This is a genomic window from Bradyrhizobium sp. USDA 4504 (genome assembly GCF_054063995.1).
On sequence record NZ_JBSSGV010000001.1, the window covers coordinates 2936188 to 2948725 of the forward strand.

Genomic DNA, 12538 nt, shown 5'->3' on the forward strand with positions numbered 1-12538 from the left:
AACAGAAAGTGCGACGCCGCGTCGCAGGCGCATCGGCGCCCTGCAACGTCACGGCATCTTCATATTTCGGAAGATTGCAGGGCCCGTATTCGAGGGCTTACGCCTCGTAGGGGACAGCGGCGAACCGGCTCATCACGATGTCGCGCTTGGTCTCGTCGACGCGCACCGTCATGTCGAAGCGCTCGCCATGCAGCTCCTTGTTCAGAACCTCGGCATTGCGGTGCAGCCAGCTGATGCCGGCGCCGTCGGAGGCGTCGATCGAAAGATTGAGCGTCGAGCGCTTGGCCGCGAGGCGATCCTCGATCGCGGCGAGCAGCGCATCGATCCCCTCGCCTGTTGCGGCCGAAACCAGGAAGCATGGCCGCTCCGGCGGACGGCGCGCGGCGATATTGCGCAAATTGTCCCGCTCCTCGGGATCGAAGCGGTCGATCTTGTTCCAGACCTCGATGATGCGCTGGCCACCGTCGGCATCGGGATCGATGCCGAGCTGGCGCAACACCGCCTCGACGTCGCGCTCCTGCGCCTCCGCGTCCTCATGGGAGATGTCGCGGACATGCAGGATGATGTCGGCTTCCAGCACCTCTTCCAGCGTGGCGCGGAACGCGGCCACCAGCTGGGTCGGCAAATTGGAGATGAAGCCGACCGTGTCCGACAGCATCGCCTTGCCGCCATGCGGCAGGTTGAGCGCGCGCAGGGTCGGGTCGAGCGTCGCAAACAGCATGTCCGCGGCCTGCACATCGGCGCGGGTCAGGCGGTTGAACAGCGTCGATTTGCCGGCATTGGTGTAGCCGACCAGCGCCACCACGCGATACGGCACGCGCTGGCGGCCGGCCCGATGCAGCCGCCGCGTCGCCTGCACCTTCTTCAACTCGCCTTCGAGCTTGGTGATGCGCTCGCTGATCAGGCGGCGGTCGGCCTCGATCTGGGTTTCGCCGGGGCCGCCCATGAAGCCGAAGCCGCCACGCTGGCGCTCGAGATGGGTCCAGGACCGCACCAGACGGCTGCGCTGATAGTTGAGATGGGCGAGCTCGACCTGCAGCGCGCCTTCCTTGGTCTTGGCGCGGCGGCCGAAGATTTCCAGGATCAGGCCGGTGCGGTCGAGCACCTTGGTGCTCCAGGCCTTCTCGAGATTGCGCTGCTGGATCGGCGACAGCGCGCAATCCATCACCACGAGCTCGACCTGGTTGCTGGCGACGAGCCCGTTGATCTCCTCGACCTTGCCCTTGCCGAGGTAAGTCGCGGGCCGGATCTGGCTGATCGGCGCGATCACGGAGTCCACCACCATGAGGTCGATCGCACCGGCGAGGCCGGCGGCTTCCTCGATCCGCGCTTCATAGTCGCGGACAGAGGAATCCGTTTGCGCATCGCCGTCGCCACGGCGCGTGCGCAGGTACGGGCCGATGACGATCACCCGCCCGGTGCTGCCGTCCCCCGCCGACCGGGCACGGTCGGCGCCCCCTTCACGATTGAAGGGTTCCAATCAGTTCACTCTCAAGCCGGTGCGTCCTCACCACCTTCGAACAACTGAATCGGAGCTCCGGGCATGATGGTCGAGATCGCGTGCTTGTAGACCAGCTGCGAGTGACCATCGCGCCGCAGCAGCAAGCAGAAATTGTCGAACCATGTGACAATGCCCTGCAGCTTTACTCCGTTGACCAGAAATATCGTCAGTGGCGTCTTGGTTTTACGAACGTGATTAAGGAAGGTGTCTTGTAGATTTTGTGCGCGGTCTGCCGCCATTGTTTTTGTCCCGCAAGCTTGTGCTTCTTTTTATTGAACCGGTTGTTGCTCTCTGACGGAGCCTCCTCCGGCTGCCCACCTGCCACGAGATCCCCCTCCGGCAGGCATAGCGGTAGGATTAGAGGCTACGCGCGGTTTTTAGGCAAGCCAGTTCGCGGTGCAGTCGGTAGGAACACGGTGGCAATTCTAAGAAAGTGCGGGGAAAGAGACGAATATTCTCGTGGAGCGTGGATAAATCCCCGGTTGTACCGGCCCCGCCCTCGCCCCGCCGATCGATCCAAACCGCCCCGAGAGCCGCCTGTCGGCTCCCCGGCGGGTGACCGCCGGGGCTTCGCTTCGAGCCGCCAGCGGACTGCCGGCCTGCCGCGCCGGGGTCAGCCGACCCCGAGCGCCTTCAGCTTGCGATGCAGCGCCGAGCGCTCCATGCCGACGAACTCCGCGGTGCGCGAGATATTGCCGGAGAAGCGGCTGATCTGGGCGATCAGATAGTCGCGCTCGAACACCTCGCGCGCCTCGCGCAACGGCAGGCCCATGATGTGCTCGCCATTGTTGGAGGTCGGCATCGCCGGCACCATCGAGCCGACATCCTGCGGCAGCATGTCGGCGGTGATGATCGCCTCCGGACCGCCGCCGGCCAGGATCATCACGCGCTCGACATTGTTGCGGAGCTGGCGGACGTTGCCCGGCCAGACGTGCGACTGCAGGACCGCCATCGCGTCCTGCCCGATCTGCCGCTTCGGCAGGCCGGTGGCGGCCGAGATCTGGTCCATGAAATAGTCGATCAGCTCGGGGATGTCCTCGCGTCGCTCCGACAGCGGCGGCACCCGGATCGGCACCACCGAGAGGCGATGATAGAGGTCCTCGCGGAAGCGGCCTGCGGCGATCTCCTCCTCGAGATTGCGCGCGGTCGAGGAGATGATGCGGACGTCGACATGGACTTTGCCGGTGCCGCCCTGGCGCTGGAAGGTCTGATCGACCAGCACACGCAGAATCTTGTTCTGGGTCTCGCGCGGCATGTCCGCGATCTCGTCGATGAACAGCGTGCCGCCATGCGCCTCCTCGAGCGCGCCGGCCTTGCGCTGCTGCTCGCCGTTCGATCCCTCGATGCCGAACAGCTCGATCTCCATGCGCTCCGGCGTGATCGCGGCCGCATTGATCACCACGAACGGCCCCTCGGCGCGCCCGGAGGCATGGTGCAGCGTGCGCGCGGCAAGCTCCTTGCCGGCGCCGGAGGGACCGACGATCAGGATGCGGCTGTTGGCCTTGGCGGCGCGGTCGATAGTCTGGCGCAGCTGGTTCATGCAGGCCGAGCGGCCGGTCAGGACGCTCGCCGCCGGAGCCAGCTGCTTGAGCTCCTTCACCTCGCGCTTGAGCCGCGAGGTCTCCAGCGCCCGGGTCGCGACCAGGATCAGCCGGTCCGACTTGAACGGCTTCTCGATGAAGTCGTAGGCACCGCGCTTGATCGCGGCGACCGCGGTCTCGATGTTGCCGTGGCCCGAGATCATCACGACGGGCAGATCGGCATTGTCCTTCTTGATCTGCTCGAGCAACTGCAGGCCGTCGAGCTTGGAGCCCTGCAGCCAGATGTCGAGGAAGACAAGGTTGGGCCGGCGGTTGGCGATCTCGGCGAGCGCCGAGTCGCTGTCGCGCGCGGTGCGCGTGGAAAAGCCCTCATCGTCCAGAATACCCGCAACGAGGTCGCGAATGTCAGCTTCGTCGTCGACAATCAGAATGTCACTTGCCATGGGTTACACCTGCCTTGTCAGTCGCTCGTCGCGGCTTTGAATTTTGGCTTTTGCGCATTTGGCTCTTGATTGTTTGGCCCCTGATCAGCGGGATCTCGGATAGGTTCTTGGATTGGTTCTTGGGTCGGTTCTTGGATTTTTGGTTCATTGTTGGTCGCTTGTGCCGGGCCGTTGGTCGGCTCCTCCGGCGGATTTTTTTCACTTTCCGGTTCGGCCTTGTCCGGTTTGACGTCCGGTTTTTGGTCCTTGCTTTCGGGCTTGTTCTCCGGCTTGGCCGCGTGTCCCGTGACGGCAAAGCGCAGCCGCATCCAGGCACCGCGCTGGCCGTCGCGGAAATCGGAGGCATCCTTGAGCTCGATGCGGCCGCCATGGTCCTCCAGAACGCGGCCGACGATCGCCAGGCCGAGGCCGGTGCCCTTCGCCCGGGTCGTGACATAGGGCTCGAGCAGGCGCGCGCGGGCGACCTTGGGCAGGCCGATGCCGTTGTCGACCACGTCGATCAGGATGTCGTCGTTCGCGCGCTGCGCCACGACGTCGATGCGGCCCTTGCCGAGTTCCTCGCGCGGCACCTGCTCGATCGCCTCGGTGGCGTTCTTGATGATGTTGGTCAGCGCCTGCGAGATCAGCCGGCGGTCGAACTGCGCGGGCAGCGGCGACTGCTTGATGTCGGCCTCGATGTCGAGATCGGGATGCGCGACCTTCATCAGGAACACCGCCTGGCGCACCACGTCGGCGACGTCCTCCCCTTCCATCACCGGCTTCGGCATCCGCGCAAAGCGCGAGAACTCGTCGACCATCCGCCTGATGTCGTCGACCTGGCGCACGATGGTATCGGTGCACTGCTCGAAGATCGACTTGTCCTTCTCCTCGGTGATGGTCTTGCCGAACTTGCGGCGGATGCGCTCGGCGGAGAGCTGGATCGGGGTCAGCGGGTTCTTGATCTCGTGGGCGATGCGGCGGGCGACGTCGCCCCAGGCCGAGGTGCGCTGCGCCGACACCAGCTCGGTGATGTCGTCGAGTGTGATGATGTAGTTGTCGCGCGACTGGCTGGTCTGCTCGGCCGAGACGCGGACCGACAGATTGCGCTCATGGCCGTCGCGCAGGATCGTGACCTGCCCCTGCACCAGGCGCTGCGTTCCCTCGCGCGCGGTTTTCATCATCTCGTCGAGCTCGGGCAGCACGTCCGAGAGCGGATGGCCGAGCGTCTCCGATTCGGCGTGCCCGATCAGCTTCTCCGCCGAGCGGTTGAGGACGCCGATGGTGCCTGAGGCGTCGACCCCGATGATGCCGGCAGAGGCCGACGACAGCACCGCTTCGATGAAACGGCGGCGGCTGTCGATGGTCTCGCTGGCGTCGACCAGCTCGTTGCGCTGGGTGCGCAGCTCCTGGGTCATCTTGTTGAAGATTTCGCCGAGCAGCGCGAGGTCGCTTTCCGACTTGTTGACCGGCACCTGGACATTGAGATTGCCGGTCGAGACCTCGCTCGCCGCACCCATCAGCTGGCGGATCGGCGACACCAGCCCGTTGGCGAAGTTCAGCCCGATCAGCACCGAGGCCATCAGGATGGTCAGCGCGATCACCGCGAACATCAGCGCGAACGCGACCTGGATGCCGAGCCTGCGGGTCTCGAGCTGGGCATATTCGGCCGCGCTGGTCTGGGTCTGCTTGAGCTGGGCAACCACCGCCGGATCGAGCAGCCGCGCCACATACAGGAACATGTCGTCATAGGCCCGCAGGCGGACCACGGAGGCGACGTAGTTTTCCGGAAAGACCGAGATCTTCGGCTCGGTCTCGTTGATGTCCTTCAGGATGTCGGGCGGCGGCGCCTCGTAGTTCAGGCGAACGCCGGTCTCGGCGCTGGCGACGATCTTGCCGTCCTTGTCCATCAGCACCGCGACCGGAAGATTGCGCGACTCGGCGCCGGCCGTCATCAGCTGCAGGAACGTCATGCGATCCTGGTCGTAGAGCGGCCGGGCATGGGCGAGGTCATTGGCCATCGCCAGCGTGTCGCCGTTGATGAGCTGGGCGTGCTCCTGCATGTAGGCACTGGCGATGGTCAGCGAATTCTGGATCACTTGCTTGGTGGGACCCGAGAACAGCCGGTCGAGGCCGCGCTCGATGGTGACGTTGGCGACGATCGACACCAGCACGGCGGGCAGCACCGCGATCACCGAGAACAGGCCGACAATCTGCACATGCAGCCGCGCCGCGGCCCGGCCGCGCCGCCTCGCCTGCACCATCTGCCAGACTTCCCGGACGATGATGCCGACCAGCAGCAGGATCGTGCCGGCATTGATCATCAGGAAGGAGCGGACCACCTCGGACGTGGGCTCGATCGGGGTCAGCCCGGTCAGCACCACGAAGGTCAGGAAGGCGGACAGCAGCGCGATGGCCACGGCAAACGGCGCCAGCCAGCGCCGCAGCGGGAAGCCCCGCGCCTCTGCATTGGGCTCGGCCGACGGGGCGCGTAATGTTGAAGCGGTGGTCTCTGCGCTGGTCATACCGGCAATTGAGCTGAGAGCGATCGCCCGCGGGAATTGCGAACTGATGCAATCATATCACAATGTTGCCGAATTGCGACATTTCCGCGGCGCAAACCCCTGGTGCGGCGCCGTGTCCCCAAAACCATTTGTGACTACTCAATAACGGTAGCGAGCTTGAAGCGAGGCTCGCGCCCCGCCCTGGCAGCCCTAGCCGCCGCTCCGGTAGACTTGGATGTCGAGGTCGCGGATCTTCTTGCGCAGCGTATTGCGGTTCAACCCGAGCAGGTCGGCGGCCCGGATCTGGTTGCCGCGGGTCGCCGCCAGCGCGGCGGTCAGCAGCGGGATCTCGATCTCCTTGAGGATACGGTGGTAGAGGCCCGGCGGCGGCACGCCGTTCGGGAAGCCGGAGAAGTGCGAGGACAGATAGGCCTCGACCGCGCCGCCGAGATTGTCGACGCCGACGGTCGCCGTGCTGCCCGAGGTGACCGCCGGCGGCGCCAGCTCGCCGTCGATGACGGAAGACGTGATGACGTCCTGCGGATAGAGCGCGGCGAGCCGCCGGGCGAGGTTTTCCAGCTCGCGGACGTTGCCCGGCCAGCGGTGCTGCTTGAGCCGCTCGAGCGCCTGGGCGTCGAGCTTCTTCGGCGGCAGGCCGTCCTTCTCGGCGAGCGAGAAGAAGTGCCGGATCAGGTCGGGCAGATCCTCGATGCGCTCGCGCAGCGGCGGCAGCCGCAGCGGCACCACGTTGAGGCGGAAGAACAGATCCTCGCGGAACAGCCCCTGTTGGATCAGGATGCGCAGGTCCTTGTTGGAGGCGGCGACGATGCGGACGTCGGTCTTGATTGGGGTGCGGCCGCCGACGGTGGTGTATTCGCCCTGCTGCAGCACGCGGAGCAGCCGGGTCTGCGCCTCCATCGGCATGTCGCCGATCTCGTCGAGGAACAGCGTGCCGCCCTCGGCCTGCTCGAAGCGGCCGGAGGCGCGGGTGTTGGCGCCGGTGAAGGCGCCGCGCTCATGGCCGAACAGCTCCGATTCGATCAGGTCGCGCGGGATCGCCGCCATGTTGACCGCGACGAACGGGCCGTTGCGGCGCCGTCCGTAGTCGTGCAGCGCACGTGCGACCAGCTCCTTGCCGGTGCCTGATTCGCCCGAGATCATCACGGTGAGGTCGGTCTGCATCAGCCGCGCCAGCACGCGGTAGATTTCCTGCATCGCCGGCGAACGGCCGACCAGCGGGATCGAGTCGAACTCGCCGTCATCGGCGGGACTGGAGACCCGCTCCTTCGGCTCGGCCAGCGCGCGGCCGACGATGGTGATCAGCTCCTTCAGGTCGAACGGCTTCGGCAGATATTCGTAGGCGCCGCGCTCGGAGGCCCGGATCGCGGTCATGAAGGTGTTCTGCGCGCTCATCACGATGACCGGCAAATTCGGCCGCATCTTCTTGATCCGCGGCAAGAGATCGAATGCGTTCTCGTCGGGCATCACCACGTCGGTGATGACAAGATCGCCCTCGCCTTGGCTGACCCAGCGCCACAGCGTGGCGGCGTTGCCGGTGAGGCGAACCTCATAGCCGGCGCGCGACAGCGCCTGGTTCAGGACGGTCCGGATGGCGGTGTCGTCGTCAGCGACAAGTATGCTACCTGCAGGCATTGGTGTTCCTCATCGTGCATCCTGAGAGGCAGGCGAGGACGTACCCGGAACGTCATCGCGGTTGCTTTGGTCGAGTTGCTTGGCGGCGCTGTACATCGGCATCAGCACGCGGAAAGTGGTTTTGCGCGGCTGCGACTCGCATTCGATGATGCCGCCGTGATCGCCGACGATCTTGGCGACCAGCGCGAGGCCGAGCCCGCTGCCGGTCTGCTTGGTGGTGACGAAGGGATCGAACAGGTTCGGCAGCAGGTCTTCCGGCACGCCAGAGCCGTTGTCCTTGACGCAGAATTCCAGCGGCAGCGAGACCCGCGATTTCTTGCCGGGCACCGACAGCCGCACGCCTGGCCGGAACGCAGTGGTGAGCTGGATCTCGGCATCGGTGCCGAGATCGGCCACCGCTTCGGCCGCGTTCTTCACGAGGTTGAGGAACACCTGGATCAGCTGGTCCTGGTTGGCCAGCACCGGCGGCAACGACGGATCGTAGTCCTCGATGAAGCGGACATTGCGGGCAAAGCCGGACTGCGCCAGGCGCTTCACATGATCGAGCACGGAATGGATGTTGACCGGACCGCGCGCCACCGGGCGGTCGTCGCCGAACACCTCCATGCGGTCGACCAGCGTCACGATGCGGTCCGCCTCGTCGCAGATCAGTCGTGTCAGCAGCCGGTCCTCGGAGGACGCCTGCTGCTCCAAAAGCTGCGCCGCGCCGCGGATGCCCGACAGCGGGTTCTTGATCTCGTGGGCGAGCATCGCCGCCAGCGCGATCACCGAGCGCGCCGCGCTGCGATGGGTGAGCTGGCGATCCATCTTGTCGGCGATGGTACGCTCCTGCAGCATCACCACGATATGCCCGGGCCGCTCGGTCAGCGGCGCGACGTGCAGATCGACCTGGCGATCGCCGCCGATCCGCGGCGTGCCGAGATCGACCTTGTATTCGTTGACCGGCGAGCCGCTCGTCCGCACCTGCTCGATCAGCGCCAGCAGCGGGCTGCCGAACGGCACCAGTTCCTTCAGCGACTGCCGGCGCAGGAACTGGGTCGATATCTCGAAGAATGATTCGGCTGCGATATTGGCGTCGACGATCCGCCCGTCGGGTGCGACCAGCAGCACCGGATTGGGCAGCGCATTGAGGATGGCCTCCCCGTCAGTCGGCACCGGCCGGCGGAATTCCATGGCTGACGTCATGCGGCAGCACTCCAGGCAAAATCGTCGTAGGCGTCGGCGAGCGAGCGATGCACGCTGGACGGCTCTTCCGCGGTCAGGATCGCCTGCCGCCAGGTCTTCAAGGTCGCGGCCGGCGCGCAGCTATAGGCCGCAGCAGCCTCCAGCGCCCAGCCCAGATGCTTGCGTGCATGCTTGAGCCCGATGCGCAGGCCATAGTGGCTGCAAACCTCGTCATAGAGCGCGCGAACGTGCTTGAGCTGCTCGGCGAGCGACGGCGCGGCCTCGGCGATCCCGGTCTCGAGGCGACGGCCGATCTGTCCCGGCAGCCAGGGCTGCCCCTGCGCGCCGCGGCCGATCATGACGGCGTCGGCGCCCGACATCTCGAGCGCACTGACAGCCTTGTCGAACGAGGTGATATCGCCGTTGACCACGACCGGGACGGTGACGGCGTCCTTGACCGCGCGCACCGCGTTCCAGTTCGCCTCGCCCTTGTAGAACTGGCAGCGGGTCCGGCCATGCACGGTGATCATCTGCACGCCGGCGTCCTCGGCGCGGCGCGCCAGTTCCGGCGCATTGAGCGAGTGGTCATCCCAGCCGAGCCGCATCTTCAGCGTGACCGGCACCTTGACCGCCGACAGCGTCGCCTCGATCAGCGTGATCGCGTGGTCGAGGTCGCGCATCAGGGCCGAGCCGGACTGGCCCCCGGTCACGTGGCGGGCCGGACAGCCCATGTTGATGTCGATGACGTCGGCGCCGGCGCCTTCGGCGATCCGTGCGCCCTCCGCCATCCAGTGGGTCTCGCAGCCCGCGAGCTGGACCACATGCGGCCCGACCCCGGCTGCCTCGCAACGCAGCTTCGACATCGGCTTGCCGTTCACCAGATCGTTGCTGGCGGTCATCTCGGAGACCACCAGGCCGGCGCCCAAAGTGGCAACGAGTCGCCGGAAGGGCGCATCGGTGATGCCGGACATGGGCGCGAGGAGAACCCGGTTGGCGACAGCAATATCGCCGATCTTCAATGGGTTACGAGGAGTACTTTGCACGCCGGTCACAGCCGTCTCGTCGTTCTGTCAGCCACGCCATTGCAGCTGACGTCGCCTATTCTGCGCACAATTCTTGTGCAGTCAAGGCTCATGCCTACGGTTTAGACATTCCTATCATCAGTGCAGGTGCACTGCAACAAAATCTGCTTTTCCCACAGTCATCGGCAAACGCTCTGTTTTTGCGCAGCGGTCATGCTAAGGGCTGTGCGCGGCGATCCTCGCCGTCTCCCTCATCCCCGATTCGTCTGTCACTGGTTCAAAATGCCGAAGCCTGAGCGTACCGCAGCCATCCTTGTCGCAGCCGGCCGTGGACTGCGCGCCGGCGCAGGCGGGCCGAAGCAATACCGGACGATCGGCGGACAGACGGTGATCTACCGCGCCATGGAGGCGTTCTCCGGACATCCGGACGTGTTTGCGGTGCAGCCTGTGGTCAATCCTGACGACACCGCGCTGTTCGATGAAGCAGTCGCAGGCCTTCGCCATCGGCCGCCGACGCCGGGCGGCGCGACCCGGCAGGCCTCGGTCCATGCCGGGCTCGAGGCGCTCGCAAGCGAAAAGCCGGATATCGTGCTGATCCACGATGCCGCGCGCCCCTTCGTCACTGCAGCCGTGATCTCGCGCGCGATCGCCGCAGCCGGCCGGACCGGCGCTGCGATCCCCGTGATTCCCGTCACCGACACCATCAAGCTCACCGGCGATGCCGGCGACGTCGAGGCGACGCCGGAGCGCGCGCGCCTGCGGATCGCGCAGACGCCACAGGCTTTTCGTTTCGACGTAATATTGGAGGCGCATCGTCGCGCAGCGCGCGATGGCCGCTCCGATTTCACCGACGATGCGGCGCTTGCCGAGTGGGCGGGATTGACGGTTGCGACGTTTGAAGGTGATGCTGCCAACATGAAACTCACCACACCCGAGGACTTCGTGCGCGAGGAAGCGCGGCTCGCAAGCCAGCTCGGCGACATCAGAACCGGCACCGGCTACGACGTGCATGCCTTTGGCGACGGTGACCATGTCATGATCTGCGGCGTGCGCGTGCCGCACACGAAGGGATTCCTGGCCCATTCCGACGGCGATGTCGGGCTGCATGCGCTGGTCGACGCGATCCTCGGCGCGCTGGCCGACGGCGATATCGGCTCGCATTTCCCGCCGAGCGAGGCCAAGTGGAAGGGCGCCTCCTCCGACCAGTTCCTGAAATACGCGGTCGAGCGCGTCACCGCGCGTGGCGGACGGATTGCCAATCTCGAGGTGACGCTGATCTGCGAGCGGCCGAAGATCGGGCCGTTGCGCGACACCATGCGGGCGAAGATCGCGGAGATCTCCGGCGTCCACGTCTCGCGCGTGGCGGTCAAGGCCACCACCAGCGAGCGGCTCGGCTTCACCGGCCGCGAGGAAGGCATCGCGGCAACCGCGAGCGCCACGGTCCGTCTCCCTTGGGACGATAAAGGCTGGGACGATAAAGGCCGGAGTGCCTGACATGGGCGGCAGCGACGCTCGTGCCCTCTCCCGCTCGCTGCTCGACCTGTGCCGGATGCGCAAGCTGACCATCGCGACCGCCGAATCCTGCACCGGCGGCCTGGTCGCGGGTGCGCTCACCGACATCCCCGGCTCTTCCGACGTGATCGACCGCGGCTTCGTGACCTATTCCAACGAGGCCAAGCGGGTCATGCTCGGCGTCAAGGCGGCCACGCTCGAAACGTTCGGCGCGGTGAGCAAGGAAACCGCGACTGCGATGGCGATCGGCGCGCTGGAAAAGGCCGGCGTCGACCTTGCGGTCTCGATCACCGGCATCGCGGGCCCTGGCGGCGCGACACCGGGCAAGCCGGTCGGCCTGGTGCATTTCGCCGTCGCCGCGCGCGACGGCCGCATCATTCATCGTGAGCAGCGATTTGGCGCGATCGGCCGCAGCACGGTGCGGCAGCGCTCCGTGGTCGAAGCCTTGCGCATGCTGATGGAGCTTGCGCGCCCGCCGCAGGCCGCCAAGCCGCGTCGCGAGGCGGCCAGCCGGTTGCGGCCAAGGGTGGCCCGGTCGCCGCGGAGCCACGCTGCGAAACGCCGCCGGCCGCCGCGCGGATAGGCCCAACGCAAAGTCAAGTCGCGCCACGGCCCGCCTTACACGGGCTTGTGTCAACTGCGGCCCGGTGACGCTTACCTGAAATGGAACTTTGACGCGGCTTCGCCGCTTTATGTTGTTCCAACTCTGCTGTTTCGATTGTTCGTCCAACAGCAAAATCCCACAACAAGGAGCAAATGATGAAGTTGGGAACTTTGGTCGTGGCCGCCATCAGCGCTGGCGCCATGACGCTGTCGACTGTTGTGCCTTCGTCCGCCGCACCACTCGCTCCCGCGCAATTGCAGGATCAGCCTACCTCCGTCGAGCATGTGCAGTATCGTCACTGGCACGGTGGTCCGCGTTACGGCTATCGCGGCGGATACGGCTACCGCGGTGGTTACTATCGCGATGGCGGCAGTAACGGCGCGGCGATCATCGGCGGGCTGGCGGCCGGCGCGATCATCGGCGGCGCGATCGCGGCGAGCCAGGCCAAGGCCAACAACGACGCCTATTGCTCCCAGCGTTTCCGTACCTACGACCCCGCTTCGGGCACCTACATCGCCTCCGGCGGCGTGCGGCGATCCTGCCCGTAAGTCGGCGAACGGTCTCCCGCATCATCCGTCGTGCCCGGCCTCGTGCCGGGCATTTGCGTTCCAGAGATGT

10 protein-coding genes are annotated in these 12538 nt (G+C 66.0%); 3 read left to right on the forward strand and 7 right to left on the reverse strand.

What is annotated here, in order from left to right; genetic code table 11:
* Positions 1-97: 97 nt before the first annotated feature.
* From hflX to dusB, 7 genes are all read right to left on the reverse strand, one after another.
* Complete coding sequence (gene hflX / locus ACVMB1_RS13450; protein WP_310884683.1) at positions 98-1480, reverse strand: GTPase HflX; 1383 nt, start codon at positions 1478-1480, stop codon at positions 98-100.
* Between the two features lie 11 nt (positions 1481-1491).
* Positions 1492-1740, reverse strand: a complete 249-nt coding sequence (gene hfq / locus ACVMB1_RS13455; RefSeq protein ID WP_006020546.1) for an RNA chaperone Hfq — start codon at positions 1738-1740, stop codon at positions 1492-1494.
* Positions 1741-2114: 374 nt separating this feature from the next.
* Complete coding sequence (gene ntrX, locus ACVMB1_RS13460; RefSeq protein ID WP_028331957.1) at positions 2115-3485, reverse strand: nitrogen assimilation response regulator NtrX; 1371 nt, start codon at positions 3483-3485, stop codon at positions 2115-2117.
* Between the two features lie 17 nt (positions 3486-3502).
* Complete coding sequence (locus tag ACVMB1_RS13465; RefSeq protein ID WP_310884682.1) at positions 3503-5986, reverse strand: sensor histidine kinase NtrY-like; 2484 nt, start codon at positions 5984-5986, stop codon at positions 3503-3505.
* 189 nt (positions 5987-6175) lie between these two features.
* Positions 6176-7618 carry a nitrogen regulation protein NR(I) gene (gene ntrC, locus ACVMB1_RS13470; protein WP_050419700.1) on the reverse strand — a complete coding sequence of 481 codons (1443 nt, stop codon included), beginning with the start codon at positions 7616-7618 and terminating at the stop codon, positions 6176-6178.
* A 9-nt stretch (positions 7619-7627) separates the two neighbouring features.
* The gene (locus ACVMB1_RS13475; RefSeq protein WP_026192783.1) at positions 7628-8803 is read right to left on the reverse strand and encodes a two-component system sensor histidine kinase NtrB; all 1176 of its coding nucleotides are present in this window, start codon (positions 8801-8803) and stop codon (positions 7628-7630) included.
* Positions 8800-9753 carry a tRNA dihydrouridine synthase DusB gene (dusB, locus tag ACVMB1_RS13480; RefSeq protein ID WP_310884681.1) on the reverse strand — a complete coding sequence of 318 codons (954 nt, stop codon included), beginning with the start codon at positions 9751-9753 and terminating at the stop codon, positions 8800-8802. Before dusB ends, ACVMB1_RS13475 begins: the two co-directional genes overlap by 4 nt.
* 333 nt (positions 9754-10086) lie before the next feature.
* Between dusB and ACVMB1_RS13485 the strand changes: the two genes are divergently transcribed.
* From ACVMB1_RS13485 to ACVMB1_RS13495, 3 genes are all read left to right on the forward strand, one after another.
* On the forward strand, positions 10087-11298 hold the full coding sequence (locus ACVMB1_RS13485; protein WP_253590211.1) for a bifunctional 2-C-methyl-D-erythritol 4-phosphate cytidylyltransferase/2-C-methyl-D-erythritol 2,4-cyclodiphosphate synthase: 1212 nt from the start codon (positions 10087-10089) through the stop codon (positions 11296-11298).
* Between the two features lies 1 nt (position 11299).
* Positions 11300-11899 carry a CinA family protein gene (locus ACVMB1_RS13490; RefSeq protein WP_038386736.1) on the forward strand — a complete coding sequence of 200 codons (600 nt, stop codon included), beginning with the start codon at positions 11300-11302 and terminating at the stop codon, positions 11897-11899.
* Positions 11900-12072: 173 nt separating this feature from the next.
* On the forward strand, positions 12073-12468 hold the full coding sequence (locus ACVMB1_RS13495; RefSeq protein ID WP_057016574.1) for a BA14K family protein: 396 nt from the start codon (positions 12073-12075) through the stop codon (positions 12466-12468).
* Positions 12469-12538 lie beyond the last annotated feature (70 nt).

Coding starts and splice junctions, on each gene's coding strand:
- hfq (WP_006020546.1), bottom strand. CDS start 1,740: ATGGCGGCAGACCGCGCACAAAATCTACAAGACACCTTCCTTAATCAC.
- ntrX (WP_028331957.1), bottom strand. CDS start 3,485: ATGGCAAGTGACATTCTGATTGTCGACGACGAAGCTGACATTCGCGAC.
- ACVMB1_RS13465 (WP_310884682.1), bottom strand. CDS start 5,986: ATGACCAGCGCAGAGACCACCGCTTCAACATTACGCGCCCCGTCGGCC.
- ntrC (WP_050419700.1), bottom strand. CDS start 7,618: ATGCCTGCAGGTAGCATACTTGTCGCTGACGACGACACCGCCATCCGG.
- ACVMB1_RS13475 (WP_026192783.1), bottom strand. CDS start 8,803: ATGACGTCAGCCATGGAATTCCGCCGGCCGGTGCCGACTGACGGGGAG.
- dusB (WP_310884681.1), bottom strand. CDS start 9,753: ATGTCCGGCATCACCGATGCGCCCTTCCGGCGACTCGTTGCCACTTTG.
- ACVMB1_RS13485 (WP_253590211.1), top strand. CDS start 10,087: ATGCCGAAGCCTGAGCGTACCGCAGCCATCCTTGTCGCAGCCGGCCGT.
- ACVMB1_RS13490 (WP_038386736.1), top strand. CDS start 11,300: ATGGGCGGCAGCGACGCTCGTGCCCTCTCCCGCTCGCTGCTCGACCTG.
- ACVMB1_RS13495 (WP_057016574.1), top strand. CDS start 12,073: ATGATGAAGTTGGGAACTTTGGTCGTGGCCGCCATCAGCGCTGGCGCC.